The organism is Fluctibacter corallii (genome assembly GCF_025751585.1).
Lineage (GTDB): Bacteria > Pseudomonadota > Gammaproteobacteria > Enterobacterales > Alteromonadaceae > Fluctibacter_A > Fluctibacter_A corallii.
Genome location: NZ_JAOWKX010000001.1, coordinates 213,891 through 236,651 on the forward strand (window position 1 = coordinate 213,891; position 22,761 = coordinate 236,651).

Consider the following 22,761-nt stretch of genomic DNA (forward strand, 5'->3'; position numbering starts at 1 on the left):
CAATCACCTTGCATTCAACCCAACTAAAGGATTATTACCAGACACTGATCGGGCTGTTAACTTCCTATAAACAGCCCGTGGTGTCTTCGAGCTCTATCAAAGAAACACTTACCTTCTCAGACCACGTTATTAAACAAATTAAAGAGAACCCAGACGTATGGTTTGCGCAAACACAGTTTAACAAACCCCATCTTCCCTACTCGTTAAATCTAATTTCCAACACCGTTATCTACACTGCGGTAATGGGTATGCGTAATCACATTAATGATTCGTGTCTTCAGCAGTTAATTTGTGCGTCAATAAGTTTATTAGCAACCAATATCAATGCCACAGAGTACGCCCAACGCCCAGCATTGAGTGAGCGAGGAAAGGCAAAACTAGAGGCGATTGCACAGGCTTTACAGTCATCCAGTCTAGATGTTTGGGCACACTGTATCAAGCTTGCCAAAATCACTTTGTTTACAGCCAATAATAAAGAGGAGTTAACCGCATTACGAGGGCAATATTCTCATATATTGGCAATAGCGTTTATTCTTGCTACCCAGCAAACACAGAGTAAAAGCAACGCTCCTTTGTCCTTTGCTCGTTTATTATCACGCGTGCTGTTAATGATTCCTGACCATTGGCATCAATACGTTGAAACGCTTCTACTCTACCCAACAACAACCCCCCCTGGCACACTTATTCAAACCCATATCATGGAAAAGGGAACCGTGGTTAATATCACCCACGAGGGCTGTGTGGCCTGCTTCAATGATGGAAGCACATCTTATTATAAGTACCTGCATAAAGATGCGATTGCACGACAATCAACTATTCGCCAGTGTAATAGCTTCGCGTTATTCAATCGTTTCTGGAACGCTGAATTACAGCATTGGCAGCAAGACAAAGCCCGACTGACCAACGAGCTTCCTATTCCGATATCACATTCAACTTTCAAAATGGATGCCCCTCCCACCGTTATCAAAGACATTCAGGCAAGCATCAGGCAAAAAGATGTCGACATGGACAAGCTCGCGGAACTGATTAGTAAAGAGCAATCACTTGTACAACATTTAACATTATCAGCCTCGCAGGCCAGTAGGAACAAATTGCCTGTCAGTGATGTAAAACACGGCTTGATGATGCACGGCTATATCAAAACCAATAGTCTATTATTGCAGCAAGCCTTGCTATTGAGACTCAATCAACGTTATTTCCCGTTACAGGAAACGTTTATTCAGTTCACGCGCCTACGTGCCCAGATTGCAGAACTGTTGATGGAGCTTAAAGAGCCAATGCTTAAAGAAGAAGCAAGCACGTTAGCCTGCTTTGCAACCAGCGGGCTATTTTCTGTTCCAATACTCAAAGGCACATTACGATGGCTACGTCAGGACCACTCTCTCTATAGTACTAAAGCGTTGAGCATAGGCGAAACTGGAGACAATATTCACAATCACAGTGTCAAAATGAGTGAGTCTTGGGACCTCCCACCCATGCATATTTTAGCTTTGCGTAACCATGACATCATGCCAAACAAACTCCCTGCACATAAAGTAGCAGCAAAACTTAGTGTCACCCTTGGCTTGAGCTTAATATTGAGCAGACAGATATACTTTGCAGAGCACAGCCACTGTCAAAAAACACAAGCATACTTATCCGCTGGATTGGCGTTTTTAGATCTGCATCCTCGTGATTTACCCACGCTCTGTGAAAAAGCTATAGCACTCTATCCGGTATTCTCTCCGCTAAACACGTGAACCAGTAATCATCGCAATGAGTGACAACATCAAATTATGTTATGCAGGCATTTCAGAATAAAACGATTCGAACCAAACTCACGACATCATGTTTACAATTGGGTTAATTATCTCGATATTAAAGCGTAAAATCTGGAAAATTAACGCGATTAATGATATAAAACGCGCCCTGAAATTTCCCAGTCGTTCAACTACACTTTGCTAGTTCATTTACGACTTTATTAATTCATTTAAGGAATGATTTATGACTCAACAACGCATCACTGTGATCCGCGGTGACGGTATCGGCCCCGACATTATTGATTCTGCATTAAAAATCCTAGAAAAAGTTGGCTGTGACTTCGCTTATGATTTTGCGGATGCAGGTTTGGTTGCGTTGGAAAATCATGGTGAGTTGCTTCCTCAAGCTACCCTTGATCTTATCGAGAAAAACAAAGTTACGCTTAAAGGCCCGCTAACTACACCAGTAGGCGAAGGCTTTACTTCAATTAACGTAAGCCTACGTAAAAAGTTCCAGCTTTACTCTAACGTGCGCCCAGTGATTTCTTTCAAAGGCACAAAAGCACGTTATGAAGATATCGACATTGTTACAATCCGCGAAAACACCGAAGGTATGTATTCAGGTCTTGGACAAGTTGTGTCTGAAGACGGAAATGAAGCAGAAGCGATGAGTAAAATCACGCGCAAAGGTGCAGAGCGCATCGTTGAATTCGCATATGAACTAGCGCGTCGTGAAGGCAGAAAAAAAGTTACAGCAGTACACAAAGCCAATATTCTTAAGTCTACCTCTGGCTTGTTCCTTAAAGTTGCCCGTGAAGTAGGCGAGCGTTACCCAGATATCGAATCTGCGGAAATGATTGTTGACAACACGTGCATGCAGTTAGTGATGAATCCGCATCAGTTTGACGTTATCGTTACTACTAACTTATTCGGCGACATTATTTCTGACCTATGTGCTGGCCTAGTAGGCGGCTTGGGTATGGCACCAGGTGCTAATATTGGCCAAGATTGCGCAATCTTTGAAGCCGTTCACGGCAGTGCGCCTGATATCGCAGGTAAAAACCTAGCAAACCCAACGTCAGTAATTTTAGCTTCTGTACAAATGCTTGAGTATTTGGGCATGGCAGACAAAGCGGAAAAAATCCGCAACGCATTGAAAGACGTTATCGAATCAGGTGATCGTACAACTCGCGATTTAGGTGGTGAGCACGGTACAACTGATTTCACTCAAGCGATGCTTGATCGTCTATAAGCGTTGCTTATTTAGATATAGAAGAGCCAGCGTTTTCGCTGGCTTTTTTGTTTTTAACGTTCCCCGACTTTATTGTCTTTACGGTATGCTACGTTCTTTGATGCTACCCCTTAGTAACGAGATTATATTGTCGGGTTGCCAAATACGACCAGAAACGCTTGCTTAAAGGGCGGGTTCGCTCTCTTTGGACTCCCGCGCGGTCCTTATGAAACTAAACAATATCCCCTCTACAACTCGCCTTTAGTCTAGAATCACGCAAAAACAGAGAACTGTCCTTCACTTGTCACCTTAAGATCAATACACTTTCCTCTGTGTCAGGAAGACACAACCTGTAACGTTGCGAACTCATCACACCAATGTGCTCCTTCGCAACTTTGCTCCTCGAAATAAATAAGGAAATACATTATGAAGTTTTTCATCCCATTCATTCTAGCTCTCTCATGTGCTACTCAAGCTAATTTTGCCTATGCCAAACCTAAAACATTGGAAGAGAAAGTGGCCGCAGCGCAGGCGATACCAAGCACAATCAATATTAATTCAGCCTCTGTTGATGAACTTACGCGTTTACCTGGCATTGGCAAAAGTAAAGCGAAAGCAATTATCGAGTACCGTGAAGCCAACGGTAAATTTGATAAGGTAGAGGAACTTGTGAAGGTAAAGGGTATTGGTGTAAAAATGGTAGCAAAGCTATCCAGTATGGCGAGCGTTTAACTCAATCAAAAACAGCAATAGCGTTTCATTTTCTATTGCTGTTTTCAGCTTCTATTTTCAGTTTCTGTTTTCAGTTGAAATACTAAATTGTGATGTGTACCACTATCAATTGATTAACGTTTTCAAGTAATCCGCTAGCTCATCTTTGATTTCTGGGTGACGCAAAGCATATTCAATGTTGGCTTTCATATAGCCAAGCTTACTTCCGCAATCGTGGCTCTTACCAGTCATGTAGTAAGCATCTACCTGCTCCGAATCCATGAGCGCATCGATTGCGTCCGTTAACTGAACCTCATCTCCTGCGCCAGGGGGGGTTGTGGCCAACAAATCCCAGATTTTGTCAGACAACACATAACGTCCAACAACAGCAAGATCGGAGGGAGCTTCATCAATCGGCGGTTTCTCTACCATTTTATGAATTTTGCCAGACTCGCCACTTTCTAATTCGATGCCTTCAAGATCAACAATACCGTATTTGCACACCTCTTCGTGAGGTACTTTTTCTACCATAATTTGACTAACACGACTGGTGTTATAACGAGACACCATTTCAGCCAAATTATCTTTCTTTAAGTTACTTGCCGCTTCATCAATGATGACATCAGGCAGCACGACCGCAAATGGCGCATCACCTACTAGCGGCCTCGCGCACAAAACCGCGTGCCCCAAGCCTTTCGCCACCCCTTGACGCACATGCATGATGGTAACGTCTTTCGGACATATATTTTGAACATCGTCCAATAACTGACGCTTTACGCGTTTTTCCAGAGTAGCTTCCAATTCAAAGCTCGTATCGAAATGATTTTCGATGCTATTTTTACTGGCGTGTGTTACTAACACAATTTCTTTAATACCAGCCGCAACACATTCTGCCACCACATGTTGAATCAAAGGTTTATCGACAACAGGTAACATTTCTTTGGGAATAGCTTTCGTAGCAGGCAACATGCGTGTTCCTAATCCAGCTACCGGTATGACTGCTTTTTTGACCTGACTCATCATCACTCCCTACATTTATTTAGTCTGCTGCTTAACAGACAATCCTCGTCCTATAGCGTAGTAGTGCACGCCATACTCAGCGATCAACGCTGGGTCAAACAAATTACGCCCATCAAATATAAGCGGCGTGCTTAACTTGTTTCGAATTAGATCAAAGTCAGGCGCTCTAAACGCTTGCCATTCAGTGCAAATAACCAAGAAGTCAGCGCCATCCAACGCGGCTTCTTTAGTCCCCATTAAACTTAGGTCATCTCTACTACCATAAATACGCTGTGTTTCTTCCATCGCTTCAGGATCGTAAGCCTGTACAGACGCCCCTGCTTGCCATAGTTTTTCCATCAGTACGCGGCTTGATGCCTCTCGCATATCGTCAGTGTTAGGCTTGAACGACAATCCCCACAGCGCAACCTTTTTTCCAGCCAGCTGACCGTCGAAATGAGCATGAATATACTCAAACAGCTTTTCTTTTTGGCGATAATTAACGGCTTCGACAGACTCTAGAATTTCAGCTGTGTACCCAACTGTTTTGGCACTGCGGATAAGCGCTTGAACATCTTTAGGGAAGCAAGAGCCACCATAACCGCAGCCCGGATAGATGAACTGATACCCGATGCGAGGGTCAGAACCAATACCTTTGCGGACATTTTCAATGTCTGCGCCAAATCGTTCCGCAAGATTTGCCATTTCGTTCATAAAGCTGATTTTAGTAGCCAACATACAATTGGCAGCATACTTGGTTAGCTCTGCACTTCGAATATCCATAACAATGACCTTGTCATGATTACGGTTAAAAGGCGCATAAAGCTCTCTTAGCTTCTTCTCTGCTTTTGCATCATCTGTTCCCAATATAATTCTATCTGGACGCATGCAATCATTAACGGCGGCACCTTCTTTCAGAAATTCAGGGTTAGATACCACGTTAAAAGATAATGCTTTGTTCTTTTCCTCAAGCACAGATTGGACTTTCGCCTTTACTTTATCCGCCGTTCCCACAGGCACCGTCGATTTATTGATAATAATTTTGTGCGATGTCATATGAGATGCAACAGTCTCAGCCACTTTTAACACGTACTTTAAGTCAGCCGAACCATCTTCATCTGGTGGCGTACCAACAGCGATAAAGATCAAATCGCCATGTTCTACACCCATTTTTGCATCGGTAGTGAAATCAACGCGTCCCGCTTCGAAATTTGAGGTAACCAGCGGAGTTAAACCTGGTTCATAAATTGGAATGATACCTTTTTTCAGGTTATCGACTTTAGCTTGATCTACATCCACGCACACAACATCGTGGCCGACCTCAGCTAAAACAGCTGCTTGAACCAGCCCGACATAGCCAATCCCAAAAACAGTTACTTTCATGATTACTAAAATCCTGTCACTTAGACTATATTTATTGCACTTAATCCAGGGTGCAATTGTTAACTAGATGTAACGATTACAATTATTATCAAAAATCATTGCGATGGTATTTGAAACGTTATGTAGCCTAACATACAATAGCGCCACTTTTCGCTCAGTAGCACATTATCACGTATTTAATTTAGGTCTGCAAAAAAAAGCAAGGAATCTTCCTTTGACAGCAAGTTTTTTCTCATTTTTCATTTCATTTTTGTCTGTATTTTGCTCTGTATTCGTTCTCCGTCCATTAGCAACGAATTTTGGTCTAGTTGATAAACCTTGTAGTCGCAAGCAGCACGAAGGTGACATCCCATTAGTGGGTGGCTTGGCTATATACGTCGCAATTACACTATGCAGCTTTTTAATAACACCATTTGAAGCACAATATAAAATGTATTTATTATCGACATCGTTCATGGTGCTGATTGGTTCCCTCGATGACTTTTATGATATTGATGCTCGCTTACGACTAATAGCTCAATTTTTAATTGGCTCCCTCATGGTATTTGGTGCCGACTTATACATCAGTAATTTAGGCTCTCTTTTCGGCATGGAAAGTGTGGAGCTAGGTGCATTTGGCCCTCTATTCACCGTATTAGCAGTTGTGACTTGTATCAACGCATTTAACATGACCGATGGGGTAGATGGTTTAGTAGGCATGCTTAGCCTTAACACATTTTTATCTCTGGGGATCCTCGCTTACGTTTCTGACTTTCAATTTAGTAATAGCCTCACCTCAGTATTAATTGGTGCAATCATTGCGTTTCTGTTCTTTAACTTTGGGTCGTTCAAACAAGGCCGCTACAAAATTTTCATGGGCGATGCCGGAAGCATGCTAATGGGTCTCACTGCAATTTGGTTAATCACTTACTCAACGCAGTCAGGGCAATCTATTATGCGTCCATCCACTGCACTTTGGCTGATTGCTATTCCTTTATTGGACATGTTTTCTGTGATGATTCGAAGAATTAGAAAGGGGCATTCACCGTTAAAAGCAAGCAGGGATCATTTCCATCATATTCTTCTTCGCCGAGGTTATAAGAAGACGTCAGTGTCCTGCATGATTGCTTTAGCTAGTGCAGCACTGTGTGCAATTGGTGTGATGATTGATATTAATAAGGTTCCAGATTCAGTGAGCATTTTAATGTTCATTACCGTCTTTGTAGTCTACAACTTACTTATTGCAAACGAAGAAAAAAGACAATCTGCACGTTTGACTGGCAGGTAAACGCTTATAAACTTAGCTACCTCTAAGGGATGACACATACACACTCATCCCTTAGGTTGTCTCAAAATCTATTCACGACTCTTCACCAACGGATCGTAGTATCTCACTACGCAATCTTTCTTGAGCAAAGAAAGCCTTCTTTTTAAACGGTTTTAGTACAACTGTATTTTGAACGATTTTATCTATCATTTTAGGAATCTGAACATACTCCCACGCCACTAGCGCATGGCGATTGTTTTCCATAAATGTCGCGATATCACTTTGATGCTTATCGACCCTTTCAAGATTCGGTACCAAGATAAGCGGCTTTTCTAGTTCAAGCAATTTGTAAGTTGAACCTGCGCCAGCATGCGACACGATAATATCTGCTTTGTCATACATAGCTTCGATATCGTTGGTAAAATCAAAATAGGAAGCATTCGAGGGAATATATGTGCTAGGACCAGTCTGTAAAATAATTTGATGTTCATAGTGTTTTGCTAGAACATCCATATAGCCAATAAGTTCATCAAAGCAAGTGGTACCTACTGTCACAAATATCATCATTACAATAACCCTACATATTTTGCTTTAGGGTATAAGGGCTGTAAATGTGTATGTTGAACCCAAAATTCATTGGCTATGTAGTACATTAACCTTCCCGTTAACGAGCGCGTTGTAAACCGACTCCATGTCTCTAAATGAATAACCTTTACCCCTTTTAATCGAGCAATAATAGCGGGGATAACAGCGTGCCCCGGACCAGTAGAGAGGACCAAGGTAATCTGGTTTTCTCCAAACAAAACATTGGCAGCTCTAAAGGCGGTAATTATACGCTTGATGGAGATCCAAATTGATTGATTGTCGTGTTTGTCACGCATTTCTGAAGAGAAGATATATTTTGCGGCCACATTTAAATCGTGTCGTTTAGCGTCAGTGTACGCAATATATTGACTGTTTGATAAAGCCGGCATACTTTTAGTCAGTCGGCGCATCTGTTCTTCATGCCCGCCCATACCGTAGACAAGTAATACCGCTTTTTCTTTAGAGTTTTTCATTATCAATGTCTGTTATAAATAGAGTTAACTTAGCGTGGTTGACTAAATTCGTATCCGATTAAAGCTATATATAACGCTGTATAAGGCTTTTCGCTATATTGCTTAATCGGTGCGTGTTTGCACGGGCAATATTAACGCTGTCTAGAGTCACACCTTGGCATCGAATGATAGCATCAATGATATTACTGTGGATCCAAGCATCGTCATTTGGCACGATAAATCCATTTTGACCGTCACGTATTTGAGCTTGAGCGCCGTCTGTATCTGTTGCCAGCACGGGTATGCCACACGCATTGGCCTCAGTCATGACAAGTCCAAAAGATTCGAATGCAGAGAGGTTAATCAGCAAGCGGCTAGCATTCATCAACTGTGCAATTTCAGTCGGTGAAGCGAAGTCTACATGGTGAATGTTAGATTGTTTCTCACTCAGTTCTTCTATTCTCGTTGCATAAGGACCACGTCCCACAACAACACACGTCATATTTTCTGGCATATTTTCCAATAGTTTAATGAGGCGTTTCGCCCCTTTTAGCTCTATCAGTCTGCCAACAAATATAAAATCAAAGCGCTTTTCAACTCTTCCTAACACACGAAAATCATCTTTAATTCCCGCCGACAGCACGGTTTGTTGGCCAATAGGTAGGTTTGCCCTAATCCGAAGCTGTTCTGAAACGAAAATACCTTCATCTACATATTTGAGCATCGCACGGTAGATTTTAGAGGGAGGCTGGTAAGCGTACACGTCACTACCGTGAAAGGTCACGAGAATTTTCACCTTTGAATTGCGGAATAAGCGATAAATAACAGCGAGTAAAATGGTTGGAAAATAAAAGTGTACGTGAATCACATCCAATCGCTGAAAACTGAATACGTATTTCCAAATGAACCGTAACAAGAATAACGGATAGCGCAAGACAGCATGAAGCATATTGCGTTTATCGAGGGTTAGATAGAAGAAGTCAACATCCACATCATCTGTGTACTTTTTCACAGCCGCCACTTGGTTAACAACAAACTGCCCACCTTCTGGATGCAAGTCAGAAGGCCCCATATTGGATAATATGAGAACCTTTTTGGACTTAGCGCTTTGCGTCATGCTGTGTCTCAAGATAAGTTTGAAGCTCCTCTTTGCTCCCATGTTGAAAGTAAAAATACTCGTCGTCAAACTTGATTGGCCGATCTCTACCATAGCCAGATACGGTAACCCCGTAACACCCAAATACCTTAAGTATTGCTGACTGCACTCTATGTAACACTTTTTGGAAAACGTTGTTTAGAGGAGGCTGATAAAACAATGATTCAGGTAATGCACCTAATATGGCACTCGTTGCTATCGCAAACTTTCTCTCAGGTGAAATTTTGTTATCTCTTGCTTTAATCGCCATGTAGCGGCTTAGAAATAACTCAGCGTATTTCATATCAATGATAAAAAACGATTGCTGAAGTGGTTGTGCCAATCCTCGCTGTTTGCCAAACACAAACGGACGTTTCATGTTCGCAATTTCACGCTCTATTATCCCCTTGCCCTTCAATAACGCGTCTTGCTCCACATAAACAAAATAGTCGCAATCACAGTTTATGGCATAAGACAAACCCAGCAATACAGAACGCGTCCACCCACTGTATTTTCCAGTATGCTTAGTGGAATGGCCGGGGTTTTCATTTAACGAAATAAACTCTATTCGAGGATCATTTCTATCAAGTGGCGGCTTAGTCGGCGAACAGCTATCGACGATAACAATTTTTGAAGGGTTCGTATTCGTGTTAACCGAGTCATACCATACATGGTGAAAGTCTTTACCACGAATCTCATCATCACCATACTTAATTCTAAATTCATTGTCGTCTAATGATGGGTTATCGGCGCACCACCACCCACTGCCAATAATGTACTTCATGCCAACGTCCTTTTTATTTTACCCAACAATAATCTCCACCCTGCTCCTACAAGTCCCATTGTAATTTGCATACATTCTGAAACAGTATGATGAGTTCTTGCGTAAGCAAAGAGGGGGTGTAGTTTTTTTGTTCTAAGTGCCGTATTGCTGACTTCCTTTAGTAAAAAGCCAACTCGAGCTTCTGGAGATAAAAAACCTTTATACTCTTCAAGCCATGACAAAGAACGCTCTACAGATATTGACTTGAATGTAATTCGCTCTGACGCAATCCAGATATAGTCAACAAGGGTTTCATGAATAAACGTGAATTTTGCGCCAGCTTGCTCTGCTCTCAATAGAAAATCATAATCCTGATGGCGTTTTAATTCGGGGTTAAATAGTAGCCCTTTTGCAAACGAGGTATGCATAAACAAACTTGATGTCTGCATCACACCGGCGTGAACAAATAAATAATTACCGAGTGACTCGTCTTCAGCTATCGCATTTTCAGGTTTTACCGTAATGTCACTCGGCTTTTCAGAGTTGTAACAACGGAGCTGCGTATACAAAACATGTTTATCGTTATTTTGAGTAATGTGTTGCAGCTGCACGTAAAGTTTATCGTCTTGCCACAAGTCGTCTGAATCTAAAAATGCCAAGTACTGCCCTGTCGCATTGTTAATTCCCGTATTGCGCGCCTGCGCACCATTTAAGTTAGTTGAGTGGCATATCAATCTAATTCTTTCATCGCCCAACGATGCAATAAAAGACTTGAGCAATGCGACATCCTCGGAACCATCATCAACGATAATCAGTTCCCAGTTTTCATAGGTTTGCTTTACTACAGACAAAATAGAGCTTTGAACAGCGTGAGCGCGATTGTAATGCGGCATTACAATGCTCACTAAAGGTGAGTTAATCATATCGTGTACTGAATATCATCCGAAAATAACGAGATAAAAGCATTAATAAATTGGCTGCCTGAATAGAGAGCCGGTTCAGTATTACTGCCTAAAGAAAAAAAGAAGTTTGCGTCATTCAGCCACATTACGTAACCAAATATCAGGTAATGAAAAACTAACAGAAGAAACATCACGCTTCTGTCTAAACAGACGTTTCGAAACTGGCTTAAATACTGCAGTAGCAACGGCCCATATAGAATGAAAAGTGGCATAATAAAACGATAAAGTTCTTGGCCAGCGAGGAAAATTGCTACAGCGCCGAGAATAACGTAATAAAAGCTTAAATTAAAAAGCTGATTAAAAAGCCCGCTTTTCATTTTGCCATATTGTGTAAAAGCAAGAAATACTACCACGGCAAACAGAAGCAAAAATGGTGTTTTATCGAATGCAGGTTCAAACTGTACGCGGTTGAGTATCTTTCCGATTACGTAAAAATGACTAAAATTCGACAACACCTGACTTAATAAGAACAAACTCGCTACCGCAGCCAATAATATCCCTACAAACATCAGCAGCTGTAACACGGAAAATCTACGGTGTAAGTATGGCGCAATAACCACAAGCGGAAACGCCAGAGCAAATGTTGAAAAATGCACCAGCCCTCCCGCCAAAGCAATCAGTCTTCCCTTTTTAGGCGACTCTGCGGCGACAACTATTCCATATATGACAATAGGAAGTGCCATCATAGAGCGAATAAGGTGCCATTGAAATTGGAAAAACTTAAAGTAAAGTACGGTAGCTAAAAATGCTAGTAACACCGCCTGAGGCGATAGCTTCCTCATAAGAAAGACAGTAAAGAGGTAAGATAAAAAGATCGTAAAAAAGAAGTAAAAATACATATGATGCTCGGTGAGCATCGCCACAGCATAACTGTATAAGCTAAAGAAAATATCAGCATGATAGGCGTATCGAACGGATACCGGTATCATAGAAATTAAGTCAATGTAGTGGCTATAGGCTCTAAGATAAGCAGGCCCATCGTCAACGTTGTCCCATAGATTACCGACATCCCGACTTGCTATCATCACTGCCAAGCTAAAACTAATTAGCACACACAACAAGATAGATTGCCGTTTAGATGTTATTTCGCTTTCAATGAAACACGCATAAAGTACGATTAGCCCTATCCAAACTAAAAAAGGCAGAACAAACCATCCTCCCACCAGCGCACAAAACGCAAGGCCACTTAAAGCGGCTTGTTTCTGAAATATATCACTGGGTCTTGATGCAGCCTTGAACATACTTAAATACGTCTAAACACCCTAAAATAATGTAAAGCAAGCACGCCAATAACAGACAACAGCCCGCCAAACATGGTAGCAAGCACAACAATTAATGCTCTTCTTGGTGACGATTTCATTTCAGGCGATACGGCAGGGTCAATTACTTTTAGGGCAAACTCTTCTTCCACTTCGGCAAGAAGCTTACGTTTAAGCTCTTCTTCTATTAACTCGAAAAAAATGGCCTTGATTTCTACATTATTTATATTTTCAATTTTCTTCGTTAGATACTCTATATAAGCGGTTTTTTCTCTGATTTCTTTAGCGCGCAATTCTGCGTTTAAAAGCTCAATAAGACCTTGTGTCCATTGTTGAGCCAAATGCGGGTTAATAAACTCAACTTTAATCGTTACTAATCCGGTCATCGCGTCTTGATCAACTGAAAATATTTCCATAAATTGTTCATAAGACTCTAAGAGCGAGGGCTCAGGCTTTTTCAAGCTACGTTCGTCTATCTCTCGCACCCATGTGTCTGATTGCGTGTCATACACCGATGGATTAAAGGTCATGGCATTGGTGACCGGATCCCAAGTTTGAGCCGCAAAAAGGTATTGTTTAATGTTTTCCTGTTCCACAAACTTTGCAATGAACGTTCGAGACTGTATGGTTTCCATCACAATGTTCGAGAAGTTATTTTTTGAATTAATATCCACACCCGCCAAACTTGCTAAACCACCTAGCTGACCACCCAACGCATTAAGAATATTTGAACTTTCAGCTTCATTAATTTGCACAAGTGCCGATGATGTAAACTTATTAGGTAATGATAAAGCATAAAAAATAGACCCAACGGCAAACATCACGGTTACAATAATTACGATCCATTTTTGTTTCCACACTACGCCTATAAGCTCAGCCAGTTCTTCAACCGCATTTAGCTCTTTGTTTGTATTCTTATCCATTTATTTGCCTTAACGCATTCAAATAATTTTTCTGCTACTTTGATACAATAATTCAGATTTAACAATTAAGATTATTGGTACTGTTATGCAATGAGCGCTTCTATAAACGCTTTCCATTTAGGAAGCAGCGCTTCTTCCGAGTAGGTGTTTTGCATTAACCTTCTATTTTGAGATACCGTTCGTTCTGAATATTTGGAGAACATTTCAAATTGCATATGAGCAATATCTAAACTGTCTGATATTTCAAATTCCATATCCCGCATGGATGAAAATGTAGAGGTGTCACTCCTGACAAATACTTTTCCACCGTTAAGGAACATTGAATATACGGCATATAGCCCCTGCTGCCTTTTGTGAGCAAAGACACAAATGTCGATTTTAGTGAGTAAGTCATCATATTCACTCTTCGACAGCATTGAGGTGATCGGCGTAAACTTGTCTCCGAAAACCTGAGTGCCATGCTCTACTACTGTTTTCACATAAGCTTCAGGCCCGCCATAATTTAGCGGCACGACTATCTCAATATTCTGCTCTTTAAATTGAGAAAGCCACGAAAATGCATCGATATGATGGTTACTTTCTGCCGCGCTATTTCCCACCAGTATCCGCTTAGTCTCAGATTGCTGCACGGCACCATTGTCTGTCCCTTCCACCCCAATCAAAGGGTAGGGTAATACTTGGAGATGATCGATACCAAAGGTTTGTTTTGCAATTTGTGCATCCCCTTTGTTAAGGGCACTCACTTTGCGCATTTTCTTAGTCAATAAGATGTGTATCACGTTCATCAACTTGCGCTTTAAAGGTAAACGCTGCTCTTGATGCTGATACATATCTGCTCCCCAAATCTGCCAAGCACAGCGATGAATCAGATTTGAAAACAGTAAATATGGCCAAACTTGCCTTTCAAACATACCATGAAAAATAAACACAGTATCTGTTGGCATCGCTTTCATTTTTTTAAACAAGTGCTTGCCAGAATCATAATACGTAAAAGCAGCATGCTTGCCCTGCTCCGCGTGATACCACGCCCAATATTGTTGCTGTGCATTAACATTCTTTGTCGCACTGCTTAAAAATGCCTGCATAGGTACATTATGGTGGGCCGTTTGGCCAAAAACATGTACAACAATTTTCATCGGATTAACATGCAGCCTTCGCTAACGCTTCAAGATACTGGCCATATTGGGTTTTAGCATTCAACGAAGCTTGTTCTTTAAGTCCAGCTAAGGATATCCAACCATTGTTAAAGGCAATCTCCTCTAAACACGCGATTTTAAACCCTTGGCGTTGCTCCACGGTTTGTACAAATTGCCCTGCATCCATAAGGCTGTCATGTGTGCCGGTGTCAAGCCACGCAAATCCACGTCCTAGAATTTCAACGTGAAGTTGACGCTCTTTAAGGTAAACCTCATTAATGCAACTAATTTCTAATTCGCCACGCTGAGAGGGTTGAATCGATTTTGCAATATCAACAACACGGTTATCGTAAAAATATAGGCCTGTCACGGCATAATTAGATTTGGGCTTTGCTGGTTTCTCTTCGATACTTACGGCATTATAGTGCTCGTCGATTTCCACCACACCAAAGCGTTCAGGATCATGAACTTGATATCCGAATACCGTCGCTCCCACACGTTGCTCGCTGGCATGTTTTAATTTAGGTGAAAAACCCGAACCATAGAAAATATTGTCTCCCAACACCAGGCAACAACCATCGTTTCCAATAAAGGCCTCAGCGATAATAAATGCCTCAGCAATACCATTTGGCTCTGATTGCACTAAATAAGTAAAAGACACACCAAATTGACTGCCATCACCAAGCAACTTAACGAAGTTTGACTGATCTTCAGGTGTTGTGATAATTGCAATGTCTTTAATGCCGGCTAACATCAGCACAGAAATAGGATAATAAATCATCGGCTTGTCATATACAGGCATAAGCTGTTTAGACGTGCCTAAGGTCAGTGGATGTAGACGTGTACCACTTCCACCAGCGAGAATAATTCCTTTCATTTTCACTCCTTATTTGTACGTTCGTTCACTGCTTTAACGACCTACTGTTCGAATCGTCGAGGTAATCAAATCTACTACATCCAGCGCCAAGTCTGGATAAATGGGCAAGCATAACATTTGATGACTCAATGTTTCTGCCTGCGGTGCAGTGCCACGAATTTGGTGATATGCCTTTGACAACGTCAAACTGGGGCGAAAATAGCGCCGTGGGAAGATGTGCTTCTCGTTCAATGCGCGCATGATGGCATCTACGTGGTCATTGCCGCCGTGACATTTAATCGGACAATACGAATAGTTATGCGACGAAGGAAATAATTGCGACAACATACTAACGTCTGCGACGCCAGATAATCCCTGTTCATACTGAGCGTAAACCTGTTGCCTGGCTTCAATAATATTTACAAGGTACGGAAGACACGTTAACCCCATTGCGGCGTGGAACTCACTCATTTTCGCGTTCATTCCAGACTCAGCGATATCCCCACTGGCATCTAAGCCAAAGTTCATCAGTTGCTTCAGCTGTGCTTTCTGTTCTGCCGTTTTTACGACGATACCGCCGCCTTCAACAGTATGAAAGAGCTTCGTTGCATGTAAACTAAAGCATGCCATGTCTCCCTGAGCCAATAAACTCTCGCCATTATCAACCGAAGCCACACTATGCGCAGCATCGTAAATTAAGGTTAATCCATGGCGTTTGGCAATATCTGTATATTTTTCATGATTTACTGAAATACCGTAAACATGCACAGGCAATATCACCGCCGTGCGCTCAGAGATCATGCTTTCAATACTGTTTGGGCACAGTGTCAGGCTAGTGGATTCGACATCAGCAAACACGGGAGTAAACCCAGCCTCAATAATGGCGCTCGCCGTCGCCGCGAAAGTAAACGGCGTGGTTATCACTTCGTTTCTATCTTCACAGCCAGCTTCACGCATTTCTTGCTTCAAGCTCATCAACGCTAGCGTAATAGCAGAAGTGCCATTATTACAAAGTACCAAGTTGTTTACGCCAAACGCCTTTTCAAGCGCGGCTTCCAGTGCCTGCAGTTTAGGCCCGTTATTGGTTAGCCATCGAGCATCCCAGATATCTTTTAGGTGCTCTGTGTATTCTTCTAACGGTGGCAAAAAGGGTTTTGTTACATCTACGCGCAAAACAGTCATTCCAATTAATGTAAGTTCAACATCTTGTTATTAAGTAGAAGAGATGAGAATTTCTGGGGTTCACTTTCTAAACGCTTATACCATTCTAGCGTAATGGTTTTGCTGGTTTTAAGCAGCTCACCACGGCTCAACGCTGCGCAAATCTCTGTCACACCATCTTCGGCCTTCATTAATGGTTGCCAGCCCACCTGCTCTACCACCTTATCAAAATTCACACGGTAACTACGATGATCTGGGTCGCCATACCATTCAATATCTACGCGCTGTCCCAAAAACGAAGAGACTTTCTCAGCTACGATCTCGCCCAATTCGCCAAGACGGTAGTTTTGTGCATCGCTACCTGCGTTAAAGATTTCACCATTCACTTTGTCCGCATCGGCAGTAAGAAGCGCAATCATTAAACGCGCCGTATCTTTCACATGCAACATTGGACGATACTGGGTACCGTCTCTCATGAGTGGTAATTTTCCATTATCCCAAGCACCATAAGTCATACCATTGATGGCAAGGTCAAAGCGCATTCTCGGGCTATAACCGTAAATCGTAGATTGGCGAATGACCGTTACAACAAAGTTATCACCTGATAATGGCAAAACGGCATTTTCGGCCTCGTAGTTTGCCACTGCATAACGAGTTAGCGGATTGACACTGGCCGTTTCATCAACGATGCTGTCCTGAAAACCGTAAATACTGCAAGATGAAGGTAAAATATAGCGTTTAACACCATGGCTTTTGGCCAGTTCAGCGGTTCGTTTTCGGCTTTCAAAGTTGATTTCAGTGGTGGCTTGCGCAAAGGCATCGCCAGATGGATCATTAGAAATCGCTACCAAATCAATGACCGCATCAACCTCTTTAAACAATGCTGGATCAATACAGCGTGAATCCATTTGAATTTTGGTTAGGTGTGAAGACTCCAAAAGGCAATCACCGAAAAAGAAACGATCAATCGCAATCACTTCGTGAGACGCCTCTAGCAATAAAGGCACGAGAACGGAGCCAATGTATCCAGAGGCACCAGTAACGAGTACTTTCATACAGTAATATTCCTTTGAGTTATCAGACTCAACGCAAATAAAAATGGACTATTGCACAGTTATCTGTGCAATTTAAAAAAAGGGTGTAAATGATACACGAAATCAACGCTAAGCGCACTAAAACTGTCGCTTACGTCCTGACTTCATCGGTAATACGAGCACGTTCAACCTCAAATTTCTTTTTCCAGCGCATAATGGGCTTTTCAAAGAAATGGTAAGACAGTGGCACAATCACCATTAAGAGCAAAATGCCAACGACGGGATGAGGAGGCCATAACTGCCCTTCACCTCGTTCAGGTGTTGTTGATAATAACAACCCCTGATAAATATATACGCCATAAGACACCTTACCGATATAAGCAAGAGGCTGGAATTCGAGGCACCGAGTCAACATACTTGACTGACTAAGCACTATCCAGCCAACAAGCATGGCAATGCCTGCTCCGCGAATATAACTACTCTCTAGGGATAAGTTCTCTGGTATCACAATACTATTGGCAAAAAGTAAGATGCCTATCACGAGGCCCGTGTAAGAGCCTATAAACTGGTTAAACCGCGAAGGCGCATCTGAGTACATAAGCAATGCTAGCAAACATCCCCACGCAATATTACTGCCTGCAACCCATGTCCACCTGTCAACAAAATAGGCTTGATTTACTGACGTATAATGCATGAGGTAATTTGCACTGAGATAAGAGGCCGCAATAAAACCCACTACAAAAATAGGCAGGAAACGTCGCTTTACACCATATAACAACGAAAAGAAAAGAGGCCATACAAGGTAAAAATGTTCTTCTACCGCTAAAGACCATGTATGCCCCACTAAGTTGACATACTCATTTCGGGGAACAAAATTATACGCATACAACCACGCCCAGGTCATGCTACCTAAAGCTTGCTGATTCCCTGCCGCGATGAAGAGTAATGTGAGTAACACGAGCAACAAAAAGTACAATGGAAAAATACGTAATGCTCTACGCACAAAGAAATCTTTATAAGAAATACGCTGATTAATTTGCCACTCTTTACACAGTAGCATAGTAATTAGGAATCCAGAGAGTACAAAAAACAACTGTACCCCTGTTGTGCCTTTAACCATTTCAAACATGCCAAATGAAATCCATCCATCATTTAGCAAGTTTTTAAATATATGCAAATGTGTCAGTACGACTGAAATAACCGCAATGGCTCTCAGCCCATCTAACCCCTTAATCTTTGTCATGACTGTGGATATCCAAACTTCGCGCAATGCTCAGCAGTAATCTCGTTGATCATCGCCAAATTCTCTTCTTTGAAAAATGCATTCCATGTAAGAGAGTTATCTCCTTTTGGCTGCTTTTGAACGTTGACTTGTTGATCGATATTTTTCACTGTAGGCATACCCAACTCGTCAAGCAATGCGTAAATTGTTTGCGCCTTATTCTCGCGAAAATCCTCATAACGCACCAAGTGCATCTGCCCTTGGTGCTTTAAATACTGTTCATTTAAATAACACCATCTATGGGCAAGTGATTCAATCATGGTTTTCGTAGGCTGCCCTGTTAGCCAGTCAGAGTCTAAAATACGTTGCCATGCAGGCGCGTTCAACACAGCATTATCGGCAATATTTTTATCTCTTGAGTCTCCTGCTATCTTCACACGATTCAGTATGCTTCTTATATTGTCGCGTGGATCCCTTACAATATAGAGATAGTTAGCATCGGGAAATCGCGCCACCAGATCATCATTGAACATGGAGAGGGACGGTTCTTTGATGATGTCTTTACTAAATTCGTACCGATACGTATTCACCCATGTATCAAATGGCAGTTCTCTGTTACGTAACGCTAGCTGCCAATCTGGTTTGGCGATGCTACGGGTGATATCAAGGGTTAACGATTTATTGGCTGCATTTGCCAGTAGCCAACAAATAGCAGAAGTACCTGACTTTTGGTTTCCTAACACAAACAATGGCGTTTCATTAACGCGGTGACATTGATAATACACATCTCGCACTTTATGTTTTAAAGGGCGAAGTAACGATCTAAGCATGTGAACGACGAACTCTGTTAAAATGGCGCTTAACATACAGGGCAACGGCCCCAAATACCAGCCCCCATATAGCAATATGGGCAACCAATTGTTGCTCTGGCGGCAACGCAAGCAGCGCAACCCCAGTGTATATGCTGGCGCATAGTCCAGCAAACACAACCAGCAAAGCGAACTGAATAAACACAACACGGAAGGGGTTAAGTTTTGCTATCCCCCCTAGCATTAACCACGTGTGCGCAAATAAAATGGTACCTTGCAAAGCAAACATACTATACACCAGTTCAACAAGTGTATGTTGCGCGGCAACAATATAAACGATAGCGCTAATGGGCAATAACGTCAGGTTCCACCAAAAAGACGCTTTTACGGCGGCTCGGCTCATGATCACCTGCCCACCTACATTCACCAGCATCCGCAGAGCAAACACACCACAGAGTATTTGCAACAACATACTGGCTGAACGATAAGACTCACCAAAAAGTAACACACACACGAGTTCGGCATTAGAGCCGATAACAGCAAATAGGGGTAACACCAGCGCAGCCACGCTACATAGCATGATGATGTACAAACGCTGTAGTGGCTCGCGTTGCTTTTGTTTACTCAATAACGGCAAGCAAATACGCGATGTTAATCCAGATACAAATACCGATACCCGCATCATTAGCGCTTTTGCCGCGCCATATAGCGCCAGCGCTTCTGCCCCTAAAAAACGGCCAATAATAAAGACATCAAGGTGGCTGGCCAACTGATTAACAAACATAGCACCCGTACGAAACGCTCCAAAATAGGCCAAGTATTTAATAGTGCGAGGTGTAATATGCCAGCTTGGAAAAAGTATTGCGCCATGATAGTGGTAAACATATCGATACAGCACCCATAAACGTGCAGTATGCCCTACTGCCATGCCAATCAGCACACCTGTTAAGGAAGGCGAATACGCCAAGGCTACACCAATTGCACTAAAGGTAATACTGCTCCAAAGCAGTTCAGACACCGCGATGTCTTTCCACTTAAGGTCGCGTTGTAACTGTGAAAAGGGCACGTGGGCGAGTGTCATTAACAGTAACAATATAACAGAAAGCACGAAATGCACCCCCGAAAGCTGCGCCGAGAAATACCCAAACACAGATTGACCGACAAGTAGCAATAGCAGACCAATCAGCGTGGCCACAATCAATTGTAACGCCACTATATTACGCAGCAATGTGGCAGAGCGGCGTTGACGCACCACAATCAGCGTGCCTAACCCAAACTCGGTAGGGACAGAAGCAATAATAAAAAAAGACTGCAACACGACAAAGGCAGCGAATATCGTATTGTCGAGTAGCTGGGTTAACAGCATCAATTGAATTAGTTGTATAATGGCGCGAATTATAGAAACTGAGGCTGTCCAGCTAATACCACGGGTTAATCCAGCCCGCATGAATGTTCTCCTAACGTGAAAGCGTGGGGTCTATTTATAAAAAAAGCGAGCCAAACGGCTCGCTTTATATAATCACTATAAACTATTAATTAATAAATTATAGTTCAGTAGTTTGGATAACTGCACGGCTACCAGACGTTTTGTTAACGTACTGTGCAGAGATGTCGATTGCTTTAGCTGTACCTTCGAATACCAAGTCAAAGCCGAACGTTGCACCAGCATTGTTTGCTGCTGCTGCCGCAGCGATAGCAGAAGCAAAGTTCATGCTGCCGTTACCCGCTAGTGTACCGATGCTACCAACGTTAACTGCTGTACCATTTACATAAAGTACTAGCTCAACCTTAGCATCAATAGAGCTACGGTTGTTGGCTACTACTGCAGAAGCGTGCTTGCTGTCGAATACCATGAATGGTACGTGGAATGTAGTGCCATTGTTCACCCAAGAGCCAAGCTCACCAGAAAGGGCTGGTGCTTCAACTGTACCATCAAAACCAACCACTGTACCAGTGAACGATTGCTCAGGGATAACGTAATCAGCTGTACCATCTACAGTGAAAGTGAGGGTTACCTCAGAATCAAGCTCTGTATCTACAACTTGAGTTACTTTTACAGTGTTCTTCTCTACATCAACTGAAAGATTTAGAGTATCTGCGTTTACGCCTCCAGATACACTTCCAGACAACAAGTTTGGAACCTCTGCGCCAGAAATTTTACCATCAGAGTTTGCGTCAAACGCTAGAGCGAATGACAAGTCAGAGAACTGAACAGTGTGCTCAACTTTGTCAATAACCAGATCATAAATATCTGCAGTTGCATCACCAAGCTCCAATACCAACTTATCAGATGTAATGTTTGCATTACTCTCGATAAATTGAGTACGGCTAGTACCCACATCAATAACACCGTCTAGGCTTGAATCAGCTTTTACGTTTGCAGAAAAATCTTGAACAAATGTTGCTACAGTAACTGCAGGAGCTGCATCGTATTCGCCATCGTCATAAATGGCCTTAGACTGAATAGTGATTTTATGATCTTTTGCTGTTGAAGTAGGTAGAAGGTGAAGATCTGAAATCGTAATTGTTGCTGGACCAGACACAGGAAGATCTGCTGTTGCACGAACTACGATTTGATTGCCCGTCGCAGAAAGAAGCGATACACCGTTAGCCACAGAAGATTGAACATCAACCGCCTGAGTTGAATCAATTGTTGCACCACTGATAGTGAAAACGATTCTATCATTTTGAACGATTGTTGTTCCAACTGTTAAAACGATATCGTCAGCAGCATTAGTAGCGGTAGCAGTATCAACGATAATCTTTTGGTTTGCACTAGTTTGTGCAGCGTAACCTTGAGTAGATACATCCACATTGGTTACTGCGATAGAACCAGCAGATGCCGCGCCAGCAACACCAGCCATTGCAAGAGCAAGAAGTGTCTTCTTAAACATAGTTATTTTCCTTTAAGTTTCATGAAACTATGGAGCAAGAGGCAACGTTTGATTGTCTTGTTCCAGTAGTTGAGTTTATCTGTTTACGCACATTAAGGAATACTTAAACAGAAACATGCGCAAGTGTATTCCGTTCGCTTTACTGGTGTCAACCTTACAACCACACCAAAATCCTAACTGAGTCAGTATTTTAGCACAGATGTTTACATTTTCACCAAAAACGAAAACTCTTTATCAAGAAAAAGAATTCACTTGTCTAAA

21 protein-coding genes are annotated in these 22,761 nt (G+C 42.2%); 4 read left to right on the top strand and 17 right to left on the bottom strand.

Features of this window, described 5'->3' with window-relative positions; genetic code table 11:
- Positions 1-8 precede the first annotated feature (8 nt).
- The 3 genes from OE749_RS00975 (at position 9) to OE749_RS00985 (ending at position 3,702) form a co-directional block, all read left to right on the top strand.
- Entirely contained in the window at positions 9-1,739 is a 1,731-nt protein-coding gene (locus OE749_RS00975) for an HDOD domain-containing protein (protein WP_263710464.1), read from the top strand.
- A 244-nt stretch (positions 1,740-1,983) separates the two neighbouring features.
- On the top strand, positions 1,984-2,991 hold the full coding sequence (locus OE749_RS00980; protein WP_263710465.1) for an isocitrate dehydrogenase: 1,008 nt from the start codon (positions 1,984-1,986) through the stop codon (positions 2,989-2,991).
- Between the two features lie 405 nt (positions 2,992-3,396).
- A complete protein-coding gene (locus tag OE749_RS00985) occupies positions 3,397-3,702 on the top strand; it encodes a ComEA family DNA-binding protein (RefSeq protein ID WP_263710466.1) in 306 nt (101 codons plus the stop codon).
- A 105-nt stretch (positions 3,703-3,807) separates the two neighbouring features.
- Here OE749_RS00985 and galU read toward each other — a convergent pair whose 3' ends face one another.
- Both galU and OE749_RS00995 read right to left on the bottom strand, forming a co-directional pair.
- Positions 3,808-4,701 (bottom strand): UTP--glucose-1-phosphate uridylyltransferase GalU, encoded by an 894-nt coding sequence (galU, locus tag OE749_RS00990; RefSeq protein ID WP_263710467.1) that lies wholly within the window; start codon positions 4,699-4,701, stop codon positions 3,808-3,810.
- Between the two features lie 15 nt (positions 4,702-4,716).
- Positions 4,717-6,063 (bottom strand): UDP-glucose dehydrogenase family protein, encoded by a 1,347-nt coding sequence (locus tag OE749_RS00995; protein ID WP_263710468.1) that lies wholly within the window; start codon positions 6,061-6,063, stop codon positions 4,717-4,719.
- A gap of 214 nt (positions 6,064-6,277) precedes the next feature.
- Between OE749_RS00995 and wecA the strand changes: the two genes are divergently transcribed.
- The gene (gene wecA, locus OE749_RS01000) at positions 6,278-7,330 is read left to right on the top strand and encodes a UDP-N-acetylglucosamine--undecaprenyl-phosphate N-acetylglucosaminephosphotransferase (protein ID WP_263710469.1); all 1,053 of its coding nucleotides are present in this window, start codon (positions 6,278-6,280) and stop codon (positions 7,328-7,330) included.
- A 72-nt stretch (positions 7,331-7,402) separates the two neighbouring features.
- On the opposite strand, the gene pssE is transcribed toward wecA, so the two are convergent.
- The 15 genes from pssE to OE749_RS01075 form a co-directional block, all read right to left on the bottom strand.
- Positions 7,403-7,876 carry a PssE/Cps14G family polysaccharide biosynthesis glycosyltransferase gene (gene pssE / locus OE749_RS01005; protein WP_263710470.1) on the bottom strand — a complete coding sequence of 158 codons (474 nt, stop codon included), beginning with the start codon at positions 7,874-7,876 and terminating at the stop codon, positions 7,403-7,405.
- Entirely contained in the window at positions 7,876-8,367 is a 492-nt protein-coding gene (gene pssD, locus OE749_RS01010; RefSeq protein ID WP_263710471.1) for a PssD/Cps14F family polysaccharide biosynthesis glycosyltransferase, read from the bottom strand. Before pssD ends, pssE begins: the two co-directional genes overlap by 1 nt.
- A gap of 64 nt (positions 8,368-8,431) precedes the next feature.
- On the bottom strand, positions 8,432-9,463 hold the full coding sequence (locus tag OE749_RS01015) for a glycosyltransferase (RefSeq protein ID WP_263710472.1): 1,032 nt from the start codon (positions 9,461-9,463) through the stop codon (positions 8,432-8,434).
- Positions 9,447-10,265, bottom strand: coding sequence for a hypothetical protein (locus OE749_RS01020; RefSeq protein ID WP_263710473.1), 819 nt, complete (start codon positions 10,263-10,265; stop codon positions 9,447-9,449). The genes OE749_RS01015 and OE749_RS01020 overlap by 17 nt, the downstream gene beginning before the upstream one ends.
- Entirely contained in the window at positions 10,262-11,167 is a 906-nt protein-coding gene (locus OE749_RS01025) for a glycosyltransferase family 2 protein (RefSeq protein ID WP_263710474.1), read from the bottom strand. Before OE749_RS01025 ends, OE749_RS01020 begins: the two co-directional genes overlap by 4 nt.
- Complete coding sequence (locus OE749_RS01030; protein WP_263710476.1) at positions 11,164-12,447, bottom strand: EpsG family protein; 1,284 nt, start codon at positions 12,445-12,447, stop codon at positions 11,164-11,166. The genes OE749_RS01025 and OE749_RS01030 overlap by 4 nt, the downstream gene beginning before the upstream one ends.
- A gap of 2 nt (positions 12,448-12,449) precedes the next feature.
- Positions 12,450-13,388 carry a Wzz/FepE/Etk N-terminal domain-containing protein gene (locus OE749_RS01035; RefSeq protein WP_263710477.1) on the bottom strand — a complete coding sequence of 313 codons (939 nt, stop codon included), beginning with the start codon at positions 13,386-13,388 and terminating at the stop codon, positions 12,450-12,452.
- Between the two features lie 83 nt (positions 13,389-13,471).
- Positions 13,472-14,524, bottom strand: coding sequence for a TDP-N-acetylfucosamine:lipid II N-acetylfucosaminyltransferase (locus tag OE749_RS01040; protein ID WP_263710478.1), 1,053 nt, complete (start codon positions 14,522-14,524; stop codon positions 13,472-13,474).
- A 4-nt stretch (positions 14,525-14,528) separates the two neighbouring features.
- A complete protein-coding gene (gene rfbA, locus OE749_RS01045) occupies positions 14,529-15,401 on the bottom strand; it encodes a glucose-1-phosphate thymidylyltransferase RfbA (protein ID WP_263710479.1) in 873 nt (290 codons plus the stop codon).
- 33 nt (positions 15,402-15,434) lie between these two features.
- Entirely contained in the window at positions 15,435-16,562 is a 1,128-nt protein-coding gene (locus tag OE749_RS01050; protein ID WP_263710480.1) for a DegT/DnrJ/EryC1/StrS family aminotransferase, read from the bottom strand.
- A gap of 5 nt (positions 16,563-16,567) precedes the next feature.
- On the bottom strand, positions 16,568-17,596 hold the full coding sequence (locus OE749_RS01055; protein ID WP_263710481.1) for an NAD-dependent epimerase/dehydratase family protein: 1,029 nt from the start codon (positions 17,594-17,596) through the stop codon (positions 16,568-16,570).
- Positions 17,597-17,726: 130 nt separating this feature from the next.
- Entirely contained in the window at positions 17,727-18,818 is a 1,092-nt protein-coding gene (locus OE749_RS01060) for an acyltransferase family protein (protein ID WP_263710482.1), read from the bottom strand.
- Entirely contained in the window at positions 18,815-19,627 is an 813-nt protein-coding gene (locus OE749_RS01065) for a sulfotransferase (RefSeq protein WP_263710483.1), read from the bottom strand. The genes OE749_RS01060 and OE749_RS01065 overlap by 4 nt, the downstream gene beginning before the upstream one ends.
- Positions 19,620-21,053 carry an oligosaccharide flippase family protein gene (locus tag OE749_RS01070; RefSeq protein WP_263710484.1) on the bottom strand — a complete coding sequence of 478 codons (1,434 nt, stop codon included), beginning with the start codon at positions 21,051-21,053 and terminating at the stop codon, positions 19,620-19,622. The genes OE749_RS01065 and OE749_RS01070 overlap by 8 nt, the downstream gene beginning before the upstream one ends.
- A gap of 97 nt (positions 21,054-21,150) precedes the next feature.
- A complete protein-coding gene (locus tag OE749_RS01075) occupies positions 21,151-22,500 on the bottom strand; it encodes a hypothetical protein (RefSeq protein WP_263710485.1) in 1,350 nt (449 codons plus the stop codon).
- Between the last annotated feature and the right edge of the window lie 261 nt (positions 22,501-22,761).